Genomic DNA, 20499 nt, shown 5'->3' on the forward strand with positions numbered 1-20499 from the left:
TTCTTACCAAAGCAAGGAGAATGAACATGAAAAAACGATGGTGGATCATCGGTTCCGTCGTAGTCCTCCTAGGCATCGGGGGCGTTGCGTTTTCCATGATGGGATCGCAACAAGCTATGGGAATGCCTGTCAACATCGGCGCACCAACGAAATCAGCTTTGGAAAGCAAGGTTTTGACATCAGGGCTCGTCACCGTAGAAGACAAGCTCAAACAGTACGCCAACGTCACCGGAACCTTACGCGAGTTTGTCGTCAAAGAAGGCGACAAGGTGAAAAAGGGACAAGTGATCGCGAAAATCGACACGTCCGATGTCGATAGCCGAATCCTCGAGCTAGAAGCGCAAATGGAATTGGCCAAAGCCAACCTCGCCAAGGCACAAATCGGGAACGAGCCGGAAGAAGTCGCACAGGATCAAGAACGTGTCTCTCAAGCCCAGCGTGAATACGATGCGGCAAAGCGAGAATATGATCGGATGAATCAATTATTCACTTCTGGCGCTTCTACCCAGCAAGAGCTGGACAAGTTGAAATCACAAATGGATAGCGCTCTATCTACGCTGAATGTCGCCAAGCAACAGCTCGCTCTCAAGCAAAAGGGGCCACGCAAGGAAGACATTGCCGCTCAGCAAGCCCAAATCAACAAGCTGAATGTAGATAAAGCACAGCTGAATAAAGAACGTGTCCAGAGCGTCGTCGTAGCACCTATGGATGGAACCGTCATTGGCGTTGCTGCCGATAACGGTCAATACGTCAACAAGGGGACAGAAATCTTGACCCTTGCCAATCTGAACAATCTGTTGATTGAAGCAGATATTAACGAATCCGATGTCAACAAGCTCAAAATCGGTCAATCTGCCACGATTGAAGGCGTGACACTCGGAAAGAAAAAGCTGAATGCGGAAGTAGCTCGCATCTCTCCAACCGCGACCACTACTGCCACCAAGTCAGGGCAAGGTGAAAAAACACGCGTCAAAGTCACCCTCAAGCCATCTGGAGATCTATCTGCTTTGAAGCCTGGCTTCCATGTGGACATCAACATCTCCGTCGAAAAAATCGATAATGCCATGCAAGTGCCAATCGAAGCTATACAGCAAGATGCTGACGGCAGTACCTTTGTCTGGGTATCTGCTAATGGTGTTGCGAAAAAGCAGAAGGTCGAAACCGGTATGGAAAATGAGTTGTTCACTCACGTCAAGTCTGGACTTAACGGTGATGAGCAAGTGATTTTAGGCCCTGTCGAATCCCTGACTGAAGGAGCACCTATCATGCCGATGAGTGGCGGCGGCGCACCAATGGGTATGTAACACGTAAAGAAGGAGGTCAGCCGACGATGCTTCATGTAGAAGGCTTGACGAAAGCATACAAGACGGGTGATACCGTACTGCCCATCTTAAAAGGTGTCTCCCTGCTGGTGGAACAAGGCGAATTCGTTGCCATCATGGGGCCATCAGGCTCAGGGAAATCGACGTTTATGAACATGCTGGGCTGTCTGGATCGTCCAGATTCGGGTTCGTACATGCTAGATGGCATTGAGGTTAGCAGCTTGAAGGATACGGAGCTCGCCGTTGTTCGCAACCAAAAGATCGGCTTTGTGTTCCAATCGTTTAATCTACTCGCCCGCTCTTCCTCCTTGCACAATGTAGAGCTGCCGATGATGTACGCGAATGTCAGCCGCTCAGAACGGCGCAAACGGGCAACAGAAGCACTCAAACGAGTGGGATTGGCTGAACGCATGGACCATAAACCAACCCAGCTATCCGGTGGTCAAAAACAGCGTGTAGCGATTGCTAGAGCACTGGTCAATAAGCCTGCCATCCTGTTGGCAGACGAACCTACGGGGAATCTGGACAGCCGCTCCGGAGTAGAAATCATGGCCATGTTTCAGGAGCTGCATGCGCAGGGCGTTACGATCATTCTCGTCACCCACGAATTGGATATCGCCCAGCACGCTGAGCGAATTGTGACTTTCAAGGATGGCGTTATCATTCGCGATGAAAAGGTTACGGAGCGAATATTCTCCAAGCCGTCTGACGAGGTGATTGTCACATGAATTTTATGGAAAGCTTTAACACCGCCGTGGAGGGTATCTGGGCGAATAAAATGCGCTCAATCTTGACCATGCTCGGGATCATCATTGGGATTACCTCCGTCATTGTCGTCACGGCACTCGGTGAAGGTGGACAGAGAGCCATCAACGAAGAGATGGAAAAGTTCGGGCAAAACACGTTTAACGTCTTCATCAATTGGGAGACAAAAGAAGAGATAGCCTCAGAAGATATGACCGTGGAAGATACCGAGGTGCTCGGCAGGATTAGTCCTGCCATCGAATACATCGTGCCTTCCAACTCCAGTACGATTGATTTGAAGGGTCCGAAAAAAGAAGAGCGCGTCAACCTCACTGCCTCCACTGCTGATTATTTTTCGATGCAATCAACATTGAAGGTGGCAAAAGGGCGACTTTTCAACGAGGTAGATGACAAAGAGCAACGTGCTGTCATCGTCCTGGAAGAAGCTCTTGCTCAAAAGCTGTTCGGCCAAATGAGCCCAATTGGGCAGCGTGTTCGCTGGGGGAATCAATCTCTCGTCGTAATCGGGACGTACACGGAAGAGAAGTTCAAGTTCGATATGGCAACGAGCTATGGAGCGATTATTCCGATCCGATACGAAATGAGCCTGCAGGAAGAGCCTTCTGTCCAAATGATCATGGGAAAAGCGATCGACAAAGCCTCTGTCGAACCAGCCATGCAGCAGGTCAAACAGTACTTGACCCGCAAGCATCAAAAGGAAGACCATTACAGAGTTCGCAGTATGCAAGAATCAATGGATCAGTTTAATCAAATGACGGGTACCTTGACGCTGATCTTCAGTATCATCGCAGGTATCTCCCTCGTGGTTGGCGGAGTCGGTGTTATGAACATCATGCTCGTATCCGTGACAGAGCGTACTCGCGAAATCGGGATTCGCAAAGCATTAGGGGCTCGCCGACGAGATATTTTGATTCAGTTTTTGATTGAATCGGTCATCGTCTGCTTGATCGGTGGATTAATCGGGGTGTTGTTCGGCCTTGGTATTGCTTCGATCATCGCCTATTTTGCACAGTTGCCGCCGCTTATGTCCTGGAACAGCGTGTTTATCGCATTCGGCTTCTCCAGTGCCATCGGTATTTTCTTCGGCCTCTATCCGGCCAACAAGGCAGCCAAGCTCGATCCAATCGAAGCACTGCGTTACGAATAATGAAAAATGGCTAGCCATTTTTTCTTTCCTTGAAGAAAAAACAAGCACCTGTAAGCTCTCTGGCTACAGGTGCTTGTTTATGTTGGCAACGTATCTGTTACCAGCTTCAAAAGAAAAAAAAGCGCAATCCCCACGCTCGCGACTGTCCACCAGAGCGGCTTGCTGTCAGCCTTTTCTGCCTTGTAGATCCCGATTAACTTCCAGGTTCCTACTGCCACACACAAGAGGCTAAACAGGAGCAGGATTGTCCCCATGACCTCCCTCCCCTCACTCCTAGCTATATGGGGATGAGAGGTAAAAAATCACTTCTTCGGGTCCTTTTTGCCCAATCGGCCGAGGACCATCCGGCCCCGTTCCTTGATGGACTCGTCCTTGATATCTTGTTGCCGCTTTTTCATCAAACCGTTTTTGGAAGTATCCGGTCGGTCCGTTTGCCGTCCATCTCGCATTAGCTGTACTTGCCTCCGCCTTTTTTCTCGTAATCGTCCAAAAGCTCACCAAAGCTCTTGTTGCGCTCGCGTTCTTCCTGTTCCCGGCGCTTTTGTTCGGCTGCTTCCTTCTCTTTGCGCTCGCCTTCTGTCTTCATGTCTTTTTCAAGCTGCTTGAGTGCCCCGAGCGCATCTGCATTCAGCATATCCTTCAAACTGTTCAATCCGCTTTTCGCGTCTGTCATAGTTGTTGTCGCTGCTTGATGTTGTGGTTTTCGTTGTTTTTTCGCCATTTGAATTGCCACCCTTTCCCTATCCTCATTCTGTCCTCATTCTCTGGCCCCATCCGGGTCATACTATCTTCATCTTTCACAAAGAGGAGGACTTCACATGGTTCGCAACAAAGAAAAAGATTTTGGAAAAACCGCTGAAATCCGAGGGCCCAAAGCCCAATCTGAGGCTGTCCGTTCTGACGGCTCCATTAATAGTGAACCACAAGAAAGGCTAAAAGAAAACCGCTAACAAAAAAACCGCCGGGCAGCCATTATGCTCGGCGATTTTTACTGGGTGGCGAGTTTTTATGGCTTACTTTTCGAATAGCGCGTTCCTGCTTCAGCAAGGTGAGCTTCTCGTCAAATTGGAATGAACAGCCGATTTTTAACAATCGTTTAGCAAAGTCCCGCTCCATTTCGATCCGCGGCAACACTCGAAAAGCTCCTGCCCTTCTGGCATCCTCACGCAGCAGGGAAACATGCTGCGTGGAAAACATCGTCCAGGGCGAACGGTATCGCTCGAGCTTTACCCCGTATTTTCCCCTGATGCTCATCCGCTTCTGGGAGACGGGACAGGGCAAGCCAATAGGTGTGAACTGTCCGTTTGCCATTTGATTTTCTTCCAGTAACGATATCGTTTTGACCAACGTATGCGGTCGCTTTATATGAGGATTTTGTTCCAGCCATTTTTGACATTCGGTATGCTGACTGGCGCTAAACTGGGGTTCGTACACGGAGTAAATCCTCCTCGTACCCAGCCCCAGCAAAATCATATCCTGTACCCGCTCGTGCGCCTGCTGATGTACGCCGATAAACTCGCGGGGAACCATCATATTACACGCTACAAATACGAGCAGTTCACCTTTCGCCTGCTGGATTCCCGTGTTAAACAGGCGGGAGAGCGATACACGTCTGCGAAAACGCACCACTTGCAAAGAATAATGAGCGGGAAAGCCAGCCAGCTTTTCTGCCAACCCATCCGTGGAACCGTTATCCAGCACGATCACTTCATATTTTTCAAAATCGGCAAACTGCAAGTTCAGGCTAAACAAGGTATACAATAGCTGATGAGCTGCATCTCTGACGGGAATGATCACACTCGTTAGCATCCGATCTTCCCCCTTTTTTTAGCATATGCGGCTGGGTCTCATTTGGGCTGGGCGCGAGCTCCCATCCGAAACCGAATAAGGGGTCAGTGACTGATGCATGCTATGGGATAAAAGGAGGTCCAGATGATGGATAACGATAAGCAAAAGAACGACAAGACGAAGGATATTTCCCTCGATGGGACGCTGCCGCATCAAATCAGTGCTCCTGACTTCAAAAGCTCGTCCCGTACGATTCAAAAGCCATTCGTCAATGAGTTCGGAGTCGTCATCGGTGACAGCTTGTACGAGTCCAAGGAATCTCCCTTAAACACCTGGAGTACAGAAACCGATCCCTCCATCATGGCAGGGGACCAGTGGGTACATCCGACCAATGACATTGGCTGGAACTCGATAGAAAACCGTGAGCTCCTCGAGGATCAAGAAGAACAAGATGGAGCGCGTTTTATGCACCCGACTTTTGATGTGAGCAAAGGCAAGGACTAATGCCAGCTTTTTCATGCAGCCCGTTCGGCAGAGACACTTCTGACCGGACGGGTATTTTCGGATTGCGCTTGCACCTAGAGCTTCGGGACACTACTCTGACTTGTGTTACAATGGAAGACAAGTAGCAGAAAGGAGCTAGTCCATGAGTATCACACTTGCGATAGAGCCAGCGTTTTCCCTTGCCTATCAACGTTATGCCGGCTTTGTACCGGGGGATACACTTCGATTGTATGTACGAACAAGCGGCCCCGGGACCGGTGGTATGTTTTATGCGATTGAAAAAGATGAGGCCCTCACCGACGATGCTGTGTTTGAAGTAGAGGGGTTGCGATTTGTCATTCGTCCAACTGATTTCTGGTATTTCGACGGGGGACATCTGAGCTACAATCCGCTCTATGGCGAGTATGGCTTTCACTTCACCAATCCTCGTCTGGATGGCAACTAGAACAGAAACTTCTCTTGGCTTGATTCGTAAGAAGGAATATCTGCCTATATCTTCTGGGAGGAAAAACGATGAAAAAAAGCCGTTCAGTCCTTTTGACGATCGGTGCTTTCTTACTTGCCAATTTAAAATGGATACTTAGCATACTGAAGTTTTCGAAATTCGGGACTACCATTATATCCATGGGGATTACCTTGTGGGCGTATGCCGTTTTCTATGGATGGAAATTCGCCGTGGCTCTCGTCTATCTGATCTTCGTCCACGAAATGGGCCATGTGATCGCAGCCAAACGAAAAGGAATCGCGACTTCACCTGCTGTCTTTATTCCTTTTGCCGGAGCCTTCATCGCCATGAAAGACATGCCGCGTGATGCAAAAACCGAGGCGTACTTAGCCTACGGCGGGCCCTTGGCCGGGATGATTGCTTTCTTGCCTGCCCTCCCGCTGTATTGGTATACGCAGGACCCTTTTTGGGGGTTGGTTATCTACTTGGGTGCTATGCTCAATTTATTTAACCTGCTGCCCATCTCCCCGCTGGATGGCGGCCGCATCGTTTCGGTATTGTCGACGAAAATTTGGTTTATCGGGTTAGTCGGGCTGGGTGTTATGCTGTTCGCCAACCCAGGACCGATTACTGTGTTCATTTTCATCATCGGATTGATTACATGGTACAACCGCCTACGTGGCAGCTATCAACAAAAGCTCCTGCAATACGAGCGCGAAAGGATTGCAGACTTTCAGCAAAGCATAGCAAAATGGCCCACATTGGAATCGACATGGGATATTCGCACGCAAATGAATGCCGAGGTAAATGCGATCAATCAGGAAGATTTGAAGAAATTTTACTTGCCATTTTTACAGGACAAACAACGCCTTCAGCGTGACTTTAAGCGACTCGATAAAGTGTATCTGAACAGAAAATGGGAACTGTTCAGACTGTGGGAACGAGAGCCCGTTTTGTATTACGATTCGGACCCGAACCGACCGATCCCATCAGATGCGCTTCGTGATGGGGAACGTGCGGCGCAAGAGAGAGTAGCCGAACTGGATGAGCAAACGCACCAGCTCACTACGTACTACGATGCACCTGCCTCTACGAAGTGGAAAGTGTTAGTTGCCTATCTCGGTCTAGCTGCTGTACTATCAGCGTTTTTTGTCTACGCCCAACAAATTCTGCACAGGTAACCGCTTGCACTTTGCGTTGCTTGACAGAAACGGATGCCTATCTGCGGCCTTCTCCGAGCGCAAAAACGTGCGCTACGGTTATCTGAGAGTCGCTCTTCCCGACCAAAAGGGCAGAAACGCCCCCTACGGTGGTATATCGCTTTTGTGCGTTCCACCCAATCAGAGTAAAATAGAAAATAGTACATTCATAAAATTCCAGAGAGGATGACTTTTTACTTGGACACCGTCCCGATAGTGCTCAACCTACTGCTTGTTATATTTCTTGTTTTTCTCAACGGCTTTTTCGTAGCCGCAGAGTTCTCACTCGTGAAGGTGCGGCAAACGCGCCTGACACAGATGGTGAATGAAGGTAACAGACGCGCAGTCTATGCCCAAAAAGTAACGCATAAGCTAGACGCCTACCTATCTGCCTGCCAGGTCGGGATTACTCTCGCCTCGCTGGGACTGGGTTGGGTCGGGGAACCGGCCATTGCCCATATGATTGTGGAGCCTTTGCTTGGATCTTCAGGATTGCCTGAGTATGCGATCTCCGCGATTTCTTTTGGTGTAGCCTTTGCGATTATTACGTTCCTCCACATTGTCTTGGGTGAGTTGGCTCCGAAATCATTGGCCATTCAAAAAGCAGAAATGACCTCGTTGTGGGTTGCCGCGCCATTGATGTTTTTCTATAAATTGCTTTACCCGGCTATCTGGTTCTTGAACGGAACAGCCAACGCTCTCATGAGACGACTTGGACTCGAAGCCATCTCAGAACATGAAGCAGCGCATACAGAAGAAGAAATTCGTCTTCTGGTCAACCAAAGTCACCAAAGTGGCCATATCGACCAAACCGAATTGGCTCTTGTGGAACAAGTTTTTGACTTCTCCGAAACCGTTGCTCGGGAAACGATGATCCCGCGCATTGATATGGTTTGCTTATATACGACGAATACCTTTGAAGAAAACCTGGAGATTATCCGCTCGCAGCGCCACACGCGTTTTCCGGTTGCAGCTGAGGACAAGGACAACATCATCGGTTTTGTCCATGCGACAGACTTCTACCTTTCTGCCTTGCAAGATGGAAGCGTGGAGCTAGATTCGTTGGTCCGCCCTGTCCTGACCGTACCGGAAACCATGGAAATCAGTACGGTATTGCGCCTGATGCAGAAAAACCGTTCGCAGCTTGCGATTGTTATCGACGAGTACGGCGGAACAGCCGGTCTCGTGACGATGGAGGATATTCTGGAAGAAATCGTTGGGGATATCCAAGACGAGTTTGACGAGGAAAGACCAGAGATTGAGAAGCTGGACAATGGCCTCTCCGTATCCGGTATGCTCGTGTTGGCTGACCTGAATGACCATCTTCCGTTCGAACTCGAATCCGAAGATGTAGACACAATCGGTGGTTGGTTGTACAGCCAGCTCGAAGAAGACATCGCTGTTGGTGCGACAGTAGAATGGGAAAACTACCTGTTCACCGTCAAGCAGATGGATCATCACCGTGTCACACGCGTCATGATTACGCGTTTGGAAAATGATGAATCGGAGCAACAAGAACTGTTGACCGTCTCCTAATCATCACACCTCAGTACAAACCAAAGCCCCACACCTGCTTACATGGCTGGTGCGGGGCTTTTCTATTTCGCAGGTGAGTTTCTTCAATCTCGTTCGTCTACGTGGTTCCCTGGCCCGTGAGCTGCTTCCAGTCGTCTACGCCGTTGTCCTCCAAAATTCCCATCGTCACATCGCTAATATCCGCGTCGGTGAGCAAGCTGTCGCGAATGCGGTATTTAATATCGTCTGCCACAGCAAGACTCAGTCCTGTCCGCAACTCTACGTAGCTTTCCACATGGTAAAAACGCCCTTCCTGTACAATCCGCATCCGGTTGATGTCCGTCACATCCGGGTCAGTAAAAATGACTTTGGCTACCCGATCCTCGATTTCTTTGGGAGCTGCGATACCAATTAAACCAACCATGTTGTCGTACCCTACCTTGAATGCCACACCCACCATGAGAATCCCGATCAGAATGGTGGCAATCCCGTCCAGCAAGGCAAAGGAAGTAAACGTAGTGACGATAACCGCAATCAGCGCCAATAACGCACCGAGCGTTGCCACGATGTCTTCGTAAAAGACAAGTCGTGTCGGTGGAGCCGCACGTCCTACATTCCGAAAGGCTGCAGGGATGACAGCAAAGCCCTTCGCTTCCACTCGAGCTTCATGAACGATTTCGAACATCACTTTTACCAGCACATACCCATCCACGATGACCGCTAGAGACAAAATGATGAAATTCAACCAAAAATGGCTGGATTCTACGGGTTCGGAAATAAGGTGGACGCCTTTGATAATGGTTTCGTAGGCCATGATGGTTACGACGATCACCGCGACCATACAGAAAATGTTAATGACACGACCAAAGCCTGTAGGGAACCTCGATGTCGGTTTTTTCTCTGCGAGTACGCTGCCAAAGAAAACGAAGAACTGGTTGACCGCATCGGCTACCGAATGCATCGCCGACGCAAACATGGCTCCACTCCCACTATAGACAGCCGCAAAACCTTTTGCGATAGCAAGCCCAGTGTTCCCCAATGCCGCTGTCGCCGAGGACGTATTTCCCTTTTTTAGCGTTGCCCAGAAAGAGCTCATGGTGCTGCCATTCCCTCCTTGAACGAGACGATTTTCTTTACTATTCCCTATTCGCAAGGAGTGTTCCTTATGCGAAATGGAACATATACACAAAGAAAAGGCAGACATCCGAAGTGGAATATCTGCCTTTCCTTATTACCGCTACCTTATGCTACTACTTTCAATCCTGCTACTGCTATAATCACCACGGCGATGCACAAGATCCGCAGCTTGTCTTTTGCTTCTCCATAAAACATCATCCCGACAAGAGCGCTACCTACCGTACCAATCCCTGTCCAAACCGCATAGGCCGTTCCCATTGGGATTTCTCTCATGGCGAAGGACAGGAGGAAGAAGCTGAGGGAAAAACCACCGATCAGTACCGCAAAGGAGCGGAACGAAGGCTTTTGGTTGACCTGTGTAATCCCCATCACGCCGACGACCTCAAACAACCCTGCAAAAATTAAGGATAACCATGTCATGCCACTTCACCCTCCCTCTTCGGCTTCTCTTCATGATCCGGTGTGACCAGCTTCAACCCAAGGATTCCCCCCAGAAGAAGCGCAATCAAGCCCACTTTCGCCCAGCTGAACGGTTCTCCAAACAGGACCATTTCGCTAATAACGGTACCAGCCGTACCCAAACCGACGAAGATCGCATAAACCGTACTCGTCGGCAGCTTTTTCCCTGAATAGATCAAAACACCAAAGCTGATAATAATCGCTAAGACAGTCAATGCCCACGACCAAAAGCTGTCGGCGTGCTTCAAGCCCGCTACCCACATGACTTCAAATACTGCTGCTACGACAACCATCAACCAATACTTCCCCATGTTCTGGCTCCCTCCTCTTTCTTTTACGCTCATAGCAACGGACGTATCCGTTTTTATCGTTCCCCAAAATACATACTCATCTAAGATGGCTCAGGCTTTTTCCGAATGCAAAAAAAGCCTCGGGTGAATACCATCACAGATATTCCTCCCGGGCTTTTATCCCTCCGTGTACACGACCGTGGTCGTGGGTTTTCTCTCGGTCCTGACCGGCCAGATGACTAACCGCGGAACCCTAGAAAACTCAGTACATATGCAGTTCTTTTCTTGGGGTAACTGTCCTTATCATATCAAAAAACGCTGTGTTTGGCAATGAACGTGCGACACTTCGGCAAAGGACCATGGTATTCTACAAAGAGAAGCATGATACAAAGGAAGAGAGGAACGTACGTATGACGAAAGTGTTGTTCGTTTGTCTGGGCAATATTTGTCGCTCGCCCATGGCCGAAGCCGTATTTCGCCATCTCGTAGAGGCGGAGGGAATGGCAGGGGATATCTCCATCGATTCAGCAGGGATCGGTGGCTGGCACGCAGGTGAACCTCCACACAAAGGTACACAAAAGGTATTGAACGAGAATGGGATCGCACATGACACACTGCGTGCTCGCCAAATTGTCACACAGGACTTCTCGGAGTACGACTATATCGTCTGCATGGATGAGGAAAATTTGTCTGCACTTAAGCAAATGGCGCCGTCAGGGAAACAGGTGTACCGCCTGCTCGACTTTGCCGATTCTGCCCAGGAACAAAATGTGGAGGACCCTTATTATACGGGGCGATTCACCTATGTGTATGACCTGGTGAATGCGGGTTGCCGCGGGCTGCTGAACGAAATCAAAGCCAATATCGCAAAAAAGGGATAGCCCGTCATCAGGGCCATCCCTTTTTCTTATACGGCAACCGTCTCCTTCTCAAGCAGTCGATTCAACCAGCTCTTCGTACTCGCAATCAAGCGTTTGTAGCTGTCCGACGAGGAAAAGGTATGATCTCCCCCTACTACTACTTCTGTTTCGCAGCTCCCCCGTCTACGCAGATGCAGCTCTCGCTCATAATGGAACATGGCATCCACCGCAATGACGTCATCCCGATTGCCATGCAGGATTAACACATCTCCCTCAAACTGCTTGGCTTGACGCAGCGGAAGAGCGGTACCCAGCGACTGGAAAAAGCGCTTCTCCAAACCATAACCCAAATGATCCGTTTTGCCGTATGAAAGTGCTTCCTTGTATTCCTTCTCCCCCACGATCCGAACGATATCATCGAAGGGTCGTGCTACCGGTGCCCATAGGATGAGCGAGTGTATTCGTTTATCCTGGCTCGCTGTCAGTATACTGACAGCTCCACCCAAACTATGTCCTAGCAGGCACACACGCTCCTGGTCTACCTGTTCATGCGTGAAAACATGGTCGAGAACATCACGTGTTTGCGTAAGCAGGACATCCAAACCACCTGCACCATAATCACCGTCACTTTCCCCGCAGCCTCCGTAATCGAAGCGCAACACGCCAAAACCGTGTGAAGCCAATTCTCTGGCAGCTTTTACAAACAAGCGATTCACTCCAACTCGACTGCCGATAAAGCCGTGGCAAATGACAACCAATGGGTATTTCACTCTGGTCTTGCCTGTTGTGCATGTAGGTTCATGCAGGGTAGCCGTCAACGAAATCGTGTCGCTAGGTATTTGCAAAATCCGTTCCAAAGAACTCACCTCTTTTATTTTTAGTATTCCGAGTTGTTTACTTAGTTATTATTCTTATTATCTTCATTTTCATGAACGCTGTCAAGATGAACCAGAAAACTCAATGAAAAATCATCCCGCACCGTTTATGATGGAGGGAACGAGGCGCAACATAAGAATGCTTGCATCGCTGAAGCTGTTGCACCGAAGATAGGATTGTGAGGAGAAAACTATGTCCGACTTGCGGAAAGAAACCTTGGAAAAAATAAAAAACGGTGATTTCAACTGTTCCAAGGAGCTGACCTTGTCTATGTTTAGCGGAAAATGGAAAGTCGTGATCCTGTGGCATTTAGGAGTAGAAGGCCCGCATCGCTTTAGCGAGCTGCAACGGCTGTTTCCAAAAATCACACATAAAATGCTGACGAATCAGTTAAAAGAACTAATCGAAGACGGGATTGTTCACCGGGAAGTATACCCGGAGGTTCCCCCGCGCGTGGAGTATTCCATGACGGAGCTGGGGATGACTCTGTTGCCTATTGTGGAAATGATGTATGAGTGGGGCGAAATGCGGATGGGGCAGTTGAAGCTGGAATTGGGGGAGTCGTCTGTGTAGCTGTTGTGGTGGGGAGGAAACAGGAGAAAACGCTCAGATTCTTGGAACACCTGCGCGGGAGCCTTGGTAGGTGTGTCCAAAGATCTTCGCTGTTTTCTCCTGTTTCCTCTGCGAACTATTCGAGATTCCACCTTCTTTTTATTAAGAAGAAATAGACCACATGAATGCTGCTTTCAAAGATGTAAATAAAAGCCGCGTGGGAAGAAGCACATTTCCAGTCCTAGCGCCTCTGGAGCCCTACTTAGCTCCGAAATAAATGGCGGGGGTTTTCAGCTTCAACCTCTGCGAATACATCCTCGAAACTCTACTTTTGAAGCGCTCCCGACATTTATTTCGGAGCGGACAGTTCCATCCCGCAGTAGGGCGTAGGCCGAAGCGTAGACTGGAAATGGGCTTCTTCCCCTTCCACTACAGCTACTATAAACAAAAACAAAAAAAGGATAGCCTCCCGAAGAAGCTATCCTTTTTGTTTTTACGGATTCACACTATTTTTCGGAGGAGAAGCCAGATCACGCAGGATTGCTACCTCTACCCGTCTGTTTTTCGCTCTGCCTTCTGCCGTCGTATTCGGCGCTACCGGATGGTATTCTCCCAAGCCTGTCGCGCTGAATTTCGTCGGGTCTAGGTTCTTGTTTTCCAGAAGCACCTTCAAGAAGTTAACCGAACGTTTGGCACTGAGATCCCAGTTGGACGGGAACTCTGCACGGCGAATCGGCACATTGTCCGTATGACCAGTTACGGTCACTTTTTTCGGGTGAGGCACCAGCATCGCTGCCATTTCAGACGCAAGCTTTCTCGCTTCCGGTTTCAGATCAGCTTTACCGGAGTCAAACAGCGCATTGTCCAAAATGGTGATCAGCAGTCCTTCATCGGTCAGCTTGGTCTGGAGCTTGTCCTGTAGCTTGTTTTGCTGAATGTATCCGTCCAGCTTTGTCTGCAGCTTTTTCAAGTCCTCTGTTTCTTTGCGGACCGCTTCTTCCAGACGCTTTTCTTCTTCTGTCTTCTGTTTTTCTGCTTCCTGCGCGCCTTTGTGCAAGGTTTGTTGCTGAAGTTCTGGGTCTAGCGGTACCGGGCTTGGGTAGTTCATGACTCCCACACCGCCGTTGATTGCAACGTTGAAGGACCGAACCATTTGGTCGAACTTCTTCGCATCCATCTCGCTAGAGGCGAACAACACGATAAACAAAGCGAGCAGAAGGGTGAGCAAGTCCGCGTATGGAATTAGCCAAGACTCGTCCATATGCTCTTCATGATGAGCATGTCTCTTTGGTCGCTTAGCCATTTACCGCAGCTCCTTCCTCCCTCTTCTCTTCCTTCATTTCTTCTTTCATCTCTGCACGCTCTTGGTATGGAATGTAAACCAGCAGCTTTTGTTCAATTGCAGTCGGGGATACACCCGCTTGAATGGAAAGCAATCCTTCGACCATGATTTTTTTGATTTCGATTTCTGCCTTTGATTTCCGTTTGAGCTTGGTCGCGAACGGGTGCCATAATACGTAACCCGTGAAAATACCGAGCAAGGTAGCTACGAACGCCGCCGCAATCGATATACCCAATGCATCGATGTCACTCAAGTTACCCAAGGCGGCAATCAGACCGACAACCGCACCCAATACCCCGAGAGTCGGAGCGTAGCTTCCCGCTTGGCTAAAGACGAGTGCCCCTGCCTGATGGCGCTCTTCAATGGCGTGAATTTCTTCATTCAGAACATCGCGAACAAAATCCGGTTCCCCACCATCAATGATCATCTTCATGCCGTTACGCAGAAATGGATCTTCAATCTCATCAGAAGTGTTTTCCAGTGCAAGCAATCCTTCGCGACGAGCGATGGAAGCCCAGTTCATAAACTGACCGATCAATTCTTTTTTTTCAGGGAGCTTTTCTTCTTTAAATATTATCTTGAAAAGAGCAGGAATACGTTTGATTTCCGACATAGGAAATGCGTTACAGATAGCAGCAACAGTACCTACGATGATGATCATAAATGCTGCTGGATTCAGTAATGCCATCGGACTCGCATGCTTCAAGATCATCCCGACCACTACTGCAATAATACCCAAAACTATACCTATCAAGGTAGACTTTTCCATCGTGACACTCCCTACTTCCATAATCGAAATCTATCTATATATGGTTTCGGAATTTTTGCTCTCACTTGTGAGGCTTTTTGAAAAAAACCGCTCATCCAAACGACTGAACTAGTCCAATCATGACCAAAAGTCCTAGAATGAACGAAAAAGTCGCAGATCGAGCATGACCATCTCCATGGCTTTCGGGGATGAGCTCCTTGTAAACGATAAACAACATCGCGCCTGCGGCAAAGGAAAGCCCATATGGCACCAGCCCTTGAACCACAGAGGTCAGGTAATAGCCACAGATTCCAGAGACGATTTCGACTGCTCCAGTCATCGTAGCCAAAATAAACGCCTTGAGACGACTGACCCTTTGATTAATCAGGAAGAGAGCGACCAGGAAGCCTTCTGGTGCATTTTGCAGACCGATTGCAAAAGAAATCAGGCCACCCAAGCCGGATTGTTCACTCGAATAGCTCACGCCAACGGATAAGCCCTCTGGAATATTGTGCAAGGTAATCGCGGACAAAATCAGCAGCGATTGCGAATCCATCGAAATGTTGATTCTCGTATGCTCCAGATCGATATGCGGGACGATGCTTTCCAACACCGTAAGCATCAATGTTCCGGTAAGCACTCCCAAACAAACGATAATAAATGGCGCGCTATGAAGTGCCTGTGGGATCAGACTGAATGTCGAGGCAGCCACCATAATTCCAGCCGTAAACGCCAGCAATATATCCCGCCATCGATGTGATACCGACTTAAAAAAAAGGATAGGCAAGGCGCCCACTCCAGTAGCCATGGCAGAAAGAAAGCTACCTATCAGTAGTTGTTCCATGTGTGTTCCTCCACGTAATAATGCCGCTCTTCAGATGATACCATCTAGGTTCACAGTAAAGATATACGGAACAAACGGCCTTCTACTATCATATTTCCCGAATCGAAACGGTACGCCTTTTTGTTAGGCCTTTTTTGTTAAACGGATCACATCCAGCAAATCGATTTTTTGTCTTGTTTTTTCATGATACAGCCACTTTTCCTGAACATGATCCACAAATAAAATTCCGTCTAAATGGTCGATTTCATGCTGCATACAAACAGCTAGGAATCCGTCTCCCGAAAGGATCATTTCCTCACCTTGTCTGTTCAACGTCTTTACCTTTACATGCTCGGCTCTCTTTACATTGCCATAGTAACCCAGAAAAGATAAGCAAGCTTCCATCCCGATTTGTTCGCCACTCTTTTCTATGATTTCCGGATTAATGAGCTCAATTAATCCATCTCCACAATCCATGACAATCACTCTGCGAAGAATGCCTACTTGAGGTGCGGCAAGGCCAGCACGGCCGTCCGTGGCATATAAGGTTTCAGCCATCTCATCCAGTAGCTTGAACGTTTTCGCATTCAGCTCATCCACTGGCTTGGCTACTTTGCGCAAGATTGGGTCTCCAAAAGGCAAAATCTGTTTCACTGCCATCTTTTTATGCTCCCTTCACTCTATTAGGCGGTGTATATGCCCACAAGTCATTTGGTGTACACTCCAGAGCTGTACAGAGTGCATCAAGTGTCTCGGCTTTCATTTGTTTGGGTTGACTGGTTAGTAAAGCACTGATGGAGGCTGGAGACAGACTGTAATTTGCTTTCTCTTTCAACAGCCTTGCTAAAGCGGCTCCCGTCCAAACTCCTCTTTCTGCCATTACTTTTCGCAACATCCAGACAAGCATCTTTTCACCCCTCAAAAATTTCGGCATCAACTAATTTTATTAGGCAACACCTAATATACCATATTTTGCATACAGAAATAAAAAAACGCCAAATAATTGGCGTTTTTGACGTTCTACGTTTCTGATCGATATGTTTTTCCCAACTGATCACTTAGACCAAAATAATGGCGGAAGTTGTAAATCAGCGGATTCCATGCTTGTGGATTCACGTGTTGAGCACTTTGGACAATCTGTTTGTCTGCATGGACGTGACGCACTTCTGTCTCCACAATCGCAAACATGTCGGCATATTCCGGAAAACGGATTGTGCGGACGACAGCTTCGAGTTGAAGAGGGCATTCTCCCACTCGCTTTGGACGAACGCTATCAGAGTCAACAGGAGTCAGCTTGGCTGCCTGAAACTTATCCGCTTCATAACGGAAGCCCAGTTCTTTTTTATAGGCGGGTACGGGATTGCTGCCTGTTAGCGGAGCCAATGCTTCTACTTGCTGCCACATGGAGGCATCCGGCAAATTGATGACACACTCCGGCCGCTGACGCAAATTTTCCAATCCATGCGAGCCAAACCCGAGTCCTAGAATGACATAATTTCCTAACGCCCATGACGATGAAATGGGACTGATATTCGTTGTTCCATCTTCATTTTCAGTCGTCAACAGGACGACGGGAGTTCCGTAATACAAAATCTTCGGCTGGATGGTCGTATGGCTAGTCATGAACATAGCCTCCTTTGACTAGAATCACTCTTGCTATGACTTATTCTAGTCGAGGATTATTTCCATCGCGCTCGAAGTATGAATGTATGCTTACCTCCGCAACTTAGCGTGCTCCTGCTTTTTGCAGGATTTGTACTATCTCGTGATAACCTCGTTCTTTTGCACGATACAGAGGTGTTTTTCCTTCGCTATCCGGGATGTTCACATCAGCGCCATGGTCGATTAACAGTTGGACCATCTCTTGTTGTTTTTTTCTTCCATCGTTCAATACGATTGCTTCCATCAGTGCTGTCCAGCCTGGATTGTTCACATGGTTGACGTCTACATCGGTCCGGGTAAGAAGCTCCTTTGCTACTTCCACATACCCATGTTCTCCCGCTGGAATCAAAGGTGTTCCTCCGAAACGGTTGTAAATCTTCGTATCTGGGCCTGCATCGATAACCAGCTTCAAGATTTCTAAGTACCCTTCTGCTCCCGCATACAAGAACGGATTATCTTGCCGGTCGTCCTGAATATTGATGTCAGCTCCTGCTTCAATGAGGACCTTCACGGTTTCCACATGGTTGCCGTGTGTAGCAGCCATCGCCGCTGTTCTTCCACGATCATCCTGTGCGTTTATCTCAGCCCCTGCTACCAGGCTCGCCTTGACTTCATCGGTTTTGCCCTCGGCTGCTGCAGAGAGTAGTTTTTTGTTCAGTTCTTTCACTTCTTCTTGTGATAGAGTTGGTTTTTTCCCTGGTTGAGACTGTTGCTGTGGTGGCTGTGGTGTTGCTGGTTGTTGTTGCTGCTGCTGGGCGGTCGTTACAGCCGGAGCTGTTGTGGACGGTTCATCCATGCAGCCAGTCAACAGCATTCCGAATGGGATTGTAGTGAGAATGAGTTTGTACATTTGGCACCTTCTTCCTTGGTATGTTATTGAGATATAGGCCTAAGCCCGGTTGCGTACCGAGCTTAGAGTGCCTGTTAAGAGGTTTCGTTCGTGATTATTTTGTCGTGAAGGTAAGTCCTGCCCATTGCCCTACAGGAGTAACGGAATACAGGGTGTTTGGTTCTAATTTGCCGCCGTTCATGATCTCAAAGATTCCCGTAGCGCCTTTGCGTGTTGTTACCTTGTATTGGGCAACAAGCTCTGTCCCATCTGGTGCTGTAAGCGTGATTTGGCGGAAAGCAAACAGTTCATCACGCGGGTCTGTGCTGAGTCTTACCTCCAGCGTAGTCTCGTTTACTTCTTTTACAGAGCGAATCGTAAGCGGATTGATCGCTTTTGCAGTGAACTTGGCATCCTTAATATCGGCCCAATCAGATGTAACGGTGTATTCTACACCTGGGATCAGTGTCTCCCCTGCTGGCAAACGGAATTTTGGCTCCTGTCGACCATCTGTGGCTTGTGTAAATGGAACGTACGTCGCTGCGATTGGCTCGCCACCCTCTGGCGTGATGTACACTTGTGCCATTCTCAGAGATGAAATGATCTCATAGCTCTTTCCACGGTAGCGATTGTTTTCATCCAATACAAAATCCAGACCATTTCGTTTCCCGACATTAGAAGCAATCACATTTTCATAGTCCGTTACGCCAGCACGCAGGCTTGATTCGATCTCAATCGTATCGTACGCTACCTGACGGGCTTCGACCATGTCCAGCCTATCGCTGTTTGTTTCAAAAGTGCCTGCCTCATCGTCTTTGTATGTCAACGTGTAAGTCATGTCGGAAGCCTGAGGAGTCGTTGGAACCAAGTAGGTAGCGGTTGTCCCTGTTTTTAATTGCGGGATATTGCGAATCGTCAAACCGTTATCAAATTGGAAATTTTCCTGTGCTTGCGCAAGCGCCAGATCTTCTGTTACGAGTGGAGCTGAGAAGGTAACTTCCAATGTGATCGGATTGAGCGACTTGATGCTACGTACTTCTGCATTTTCATCTGGTTGGGCATCCGTTGTAACAGACACGTTTCGCGCTGTAGCCCATTCTCCTACTGGTCTCACCTGATAGATGACATTTGAAGCCAGCTCTTCGCCGTTCATGATTTCAAACGTTCCCGTTGCTCCTTTGCGCGTCGTAAATTTGTATTGGGCAACCAGCTCTGTTCCATCTGGAGCTGTCAACGTGATGCGGCGGAGTGGAAAAATCTCTTCGCGCGGATCGCGTCGCAGTGTGACATCGAGTGTTGTTTCACTTGTAGCTTCTACAGACTGGATGGTAAGTGGATCAAATTCTTTCGCCGTAAAGGTAGCGTCACGGAAATCAGCCCAGTCAGCGGAAACCGTGTAAGTGACACCCGGCTCAAGCTGCTCTCCCTCTGGCAGACGGAATTTCGGTTCTTGACGACCATCCGTATTCTGGGTGAACGGAACGTAAGTAGCAATGATCGGCTCACCGTTTCTTGGTGTCAGAGTTACTTGTGTACCGCGCAAGGAAGAGATGATTTGGTATTCCTTTCCTTTGTAACGGTTGTCCTCATCTAGTTCAAAGTCTAGACCGCCTCGATTGCCTGCGTACGCTTCGATTACATTCCCGTAATCTGTTACGCGGTCACTAAGGCGCGACTCTAGCTCAATGGTATCATTGTCTACTTGACGTGCCTCTCTCATATTGATTTGTTCTGTGTTGGCTGCGAAAGTGCCTACTTCCTCGCCTTTGTAGCTAAAGGTATACGTCGTTCCTTCCTCTTGCGGGGTAGTAGGTACGATGTAGGTAGATTTGAATCCAGTTTTTAGCTGTGGAACATTTCGAATGGATAGGTCGTTATCAAATTCGAAGTTTTTCTGTGCGTTGTTGAGTGCCACTTCTTCTGAGCTGAGCGGCTCTGCAAAGGTGATCTCTAGTGTAATGGAATTCAGAGACTTGATGCTCGTTACCTCAACAGCTTCGCTTTCGGCCTGCTTATCATGAGAGGCTGCTCTCGCGACTGTATCCATGTTCAGAACGTTGAAAGGAACCGCTACCCCTGTTCCAAGCATCGACGCAAGTATAAGTAGTGAGAGGTGCTTTTTCGTTTTCTTCATACGATCATCTCCTTGTCTACGATGGGGGATCAACCCTCTGAATCTATCGTAGTCGGTAGAGATAAACTCCTACTAAACCTGTTCTTAATGAACTATTTCGTA

The 20499-nt window shown here is 48.5% G+C and carries 26 protein-coding genes and 1 riboswitch; of the genes, 10 read left to right on the forward strand and 16 right to left on the reverse strand.

The window, feature by feature from the left end:
* Positions 1-26 precede the first annotated feature (26 nt).
* The 3 genes from HP399_RS26535 to HP399_RS26545 are packed head-to-tail and all read left to right on the forward strand — an operon-like array spanning position 27 to position 3234.
* Positions 27-1304, forward strand: a complete 1278-nt coding sequence (locus HP399_RS26535; RefSeq protein WP_173618142.1) for an efflux RND transporter periplasmic adaptor subunit — start codon at positions 27-29, stop codon at positions 1302-1304.
* A 26-nt stretch (positions 1305-1330) separates the two neighbouring features.
* On the forward strand, positions 1331-2050 hold the full coding sequence (locus HP399_RS26540; RefSeq protein WP_007724719.1) for an ABC transporter ATP-binding protein: 720 nt from the start codon (positions 1331-1333) through the stop codon (positions 2048-2050).
* Entirely contained in the window at positions 2047-3234 is a 1188-nt protein-coding gene (locus HP399_RS26545) for an ABC transporter permease (RefSeq protein ID WP_173618143.1), read from the forward strand. Before HP399_RS26540 ends, HP399_RS26545 begins: the two co-directional genes overlap by 4 nt.
* 77 nt (positions 3235-3311) lie before the next feature.
* On the opposite strand, the gene HP399_RS26550 is transcribed toward HP399_RS26545, so the two are convergent.
* From HP399_RS26550 to HP399_RS26560, 3 genes are read right to left on the reverse strand one after another with little or no spacing between them, the layout of a single operon-like run.
* Complete coding sequence (locus tag HP399_RS26550) at positions 3312-3488, reverse strand: hypothetical protein (protein WP_007724726.1); 177 nt, start codon at positions 3486-3488, stop codon at positions 3312-3314.
* 48 nt (positions 3489-3536) lie between these two features.
* Positions 3537-3683 (reverse strand): hypothetical protein, encoded by a 147-nt coding sequence (locus tag HP399_RS26555; protein WP_007724729.1) that lies wholly within the window; start codon positions 3681-3683, stop codon positions 3537-3539.
* Positions 3683-3955, reverse strand: coding sequence for a DUF3886 domain-containing protein (locus HP399_RS26560; RefSeq protein ID WP_173618144.1), 273 nt, complete (start codon positions 3953-3955; stop codon positions 3683-3685). Before HP399_RS26560 ends, HP399_RS26555 begins: the two co-directional genes overlap by 1 nt.
* A 97-nt stretch (positions 3956-4052) precedes the next feature.
* On the opposite strand from HP399_RS26560, the gene sspK reads away from it, so the two are divergent.
* Positions 4053-4184, forward strand: coding sequence for a small acid-soluble spore protein K (gene sspK, locus HP399_RS26565; RefSeq protein WP_007724732.1), 132 nt, complete (start codon positions 4053-4055; stop codon positions 4182-4184).
* Between the two features lie 22 nt (positions 4185-4206).
* Here sspK and HP399_RS26570 read toward each other — a convergent pair whose 3' ends face one another.
* Complete coding sequence (locus tag HP399_RS26570) at positions 4207-5043, reverse strand: glycosyltransferase family 2 protein (RefSeq protein WP_173618145.1); 837 nt, start codon at positions 5041-5043, stop codon at positions 4207-4209.
* A 126-nt stretch (positions 5044-5169) separates the two neighbouring features.
* Between HP399_RS26570 and HP399_RS26575 the strand changes: the two genes are divergently transcribed.
* The 4 genes from HP399_RS26575 to HP399_RS26590 all read left to right on the forward strand — a co-directional run bounded on the left by HP399_RS26575 (position 5170) and on the right by HP399_RS26590 (position 8706).
* The gene (locus HP399_RS26575; RefSeq protein WP_173618432.1) at positions 5170-5526 is read left to right on the forward strand and encodes a DUF3905 domain-containing protein; all 357 of its coding nucleotides are present in this window, start codon (positions 5170-5172) and stop codon (positions 5524-5526) included.
* A gap of 142 nt (positions 5527-5668) precedes the next feature.
* Complete coding sequence (locus HP399_RS26580; protein WP_007724750.1) at positions 5669-5971, forward strand: iron-sulfur cluster biosynthesis family protein; 303 nt, start codon at positions 5669-5671, stop codon at positions 5969-5971.
* Positions 5972-6039: 68 nt separating this feature from the next.
* Positions 6040-7152, forward strand: a complete 1113-nt coding sequence (locus HP399_RS26585) for a site-2 protease family protein (protein WP_173618146.1) — start codon at positions 6040-6042, stop codon at positions 7150-7152.
* A gap of 216 nt (positions 7153-7368) precedes the next feature.
* Positions 7369-8706 carry a hemolysin family protein gene (locus tag HP399_RS26590; protein ID WP_173618147.1) on the forward strand — a complete coding sequence of 446 codons (1338 nt, stop codon included), beginning with the start codon at positions 7369-7371 and terminating at the stop codon, positions 8704-8706.
* Positions 8707-8803: 97 nt separating this feature from the next.
* Here the strand turns inward: HP399_RS26590 and HP399_RS26595 are convergent, their stop codons facing one another.
* The 3 genes from HP399_RS26595 to HP399_RS26605 all read right to left on the reverse strand — a co-directional run bounded on the left by HP399_RS26595 (position 8804) and on the right by HP399_RS26605 (position 10592).
* Entirely contained in the window at positions 8804-9781 is a 978-nt protein-coding gene (locus tag HP399_RS26595; protein ID WP_173618148.1) for a cation diffusion facilitator family transporter, read from the reverse strand.
* Positions 9782-9927: 146 nt separating this feature from the next.
* The gene (locus HP399_RS26600; protein WP_173618149.1) at positions 9928-10242 is read right to left on the reverse strand and encodes a DMT family transporter; all 315 of its coding nucleotides are present in this window, start codon (positions 10240-10242) and stop codon (positions 9928-9930) included.
* The gene (locus HP399_RS26605) at positions 10239-10592 is read right to left on the reverse strand and encodes a DMT family transporter (RefSeq protein ID WP_173618150.1); all 354 of its coding nucleotides are present in this window, start codon (positions 10590-10592) and stop codon (positions 10239-10241) included. Before HP399_RS26605 ends, HP399_RS26600 begins: the two co-directional genes overlap by 4 nt.
* Before the next feature lie 143 nt (positions 10593-10735).
* Positions 10736-10839: riboswitch (guanidine-I (ykkC/yxkD leader) on the reverse strand.
* 142 nt (positions 10840-10981) lie between these two features.
* Between HP399_RS26605 and HP399_RS26610 the strand changes: the two genes are divergently transcribed.
* The gene (locus tag HP399_RS26610) at positions 10982-11452 is read left to right on the forward strand and encodes a low molecular weight protein-tyrosine-phosphatase (protein WP_173618151.1); all 471 of its coding nucleotides are present in this window, start codon (positions 10982-10984) and stop codon (positions 11450-11452) included.
* 26 nt (positions 11453-11478) lie between these two features.
* Here HP399_RS26610 and HP399_RS26615 read toward each other — a convergent pair whose 3' ends face one another.
* Complete coding sequence (locus tag HP399_RS26615; protein WP_173618152.1) at positions 11479-12297, reverse strand: alpha/beta hydrolase family protein; 819 nt, start codon at positions 12295-12297, stop codon at positions 11479-11481.
* 202 nt (positions 12298-12499) lie between these two features.
* Between HP399_RS26615 and HP399_RS26620 the strand changes: the two genes are divergently transcribed.
* Positions 12500-12880, forward strand: coding sequence for a winged helix-turn-helix transcriptional regulator (locus HP399_RS26620; RefSeq protein WP_173618153.1), 381 nt, complete (start codon positions 12500-12502; stop codon positions 12878-12880).
* A gap of 472 nt (positions 12881-13352) precedes the next feature.
* Here HP399_RS26620 and motB read toward each other — a convergent pair whose 3' ends face one another.
* The 8 genes from motB to HP399_RS26660 form a co-directional block, all read right to left on the reverse strand.
* Positions 13353-14162, reverse strand: a complete 810-nt coding sequence (motB, locus tag HP399_RS26625; RefSeq protein ID WP_173618154.1) for a flagellar motor protein MotB — start codon at positions 14160-14162, stop codon at positions 13353-13355.
* A complete protein-coding gene (motA, locus tag HP399_RS26630; protein WP_017249989.1) occupies positions 14155-14970 on the reverse strand; it encodes a flagellar motor stator protein MotA in 816 nt (271 codons plus the stop codon). Before motA ends, motB begins: the two co-directional genes overlap by 8 nt.
* Before the next feature lie 91 nt (positions 14971-15061).
* Positions 15062-15793 (reverse strand): ZIP family metal transporter, encoded by a 732-nt coding sequence (locus HP399_RS26635; protein ID WP_007722004.1) that lies wholly within the window; start codon positions 15791-15793, stop codon positions 15062-15064.
* Between the two features lie 123 nt (positions 15794-15916).
* The gene (gene def / locus HP399_RS26640) at positions 15917-16432 is read right to left on the reverse strand and encodes a peptide deformylase (protein WP_173618155.1); all 516 of its coding nucleotides are present in this window, start codon (positions 16430-16432) and stop codon (positions 15917-15919) included.
* A 4-nt stretch (positions 16433-16436) separates the two neighbouring features.
* The gene (locus tag HP399_RS26645; protein WP_007722000.1) at positions 16437-16679 is read right to left on the reverse strand and encodes a helix-turn-helix domain-containing protein; all 243 of its coding nucleotides are present in this window, start codon (positions 16677-16679) and stop codon (positions 16437-16439) included.
* A 113-nt stretch (positions 16680-16792) separates the two neighbouring features.
* Positions 16793-17395, reverse strand: a complete 603-nt coding sequence (locus tag HP399_RS26650; protein WP_173618156.1) for a flavin reductase family protein — start codon at positions 17393-17395, stop codon at positions 16793-16795.
* A 103-nt stretch (positions 17396-17498) separates the two neighbouring features.
* Positions 17499-18284, reverse strand: a complete 786-nt coding sequence (locus HP399_RS26655; RefSeq protein ID WP_173618157.1) for an ankyrin repeat domain-containing protein — start codon at positions 18282-18284, stop codon at positions 17499-17501.
* A gap of 94 nt (positions 18285-18378) precedes the next feature.
* Complete coding sequence (locus tag HP399_RS26660) at positions 18379-20397, reverse strand: hypothetical protein (protein ID WP_173618158.1); 2019 nt, start codon at positions 20395-20397, stop codon at positions 18379-18381.
* Positions 20398-20499 lie beyond the last annotated feature (102 nt).

Source organism: Brevibacillus sp. DP1.3A (genome assembly GCF_013284245.2).
Lineage (GTDB): Bacteria > Bacillota > Bacilli > Brevibacillales > Brevibacillaceae > Brevibacillus.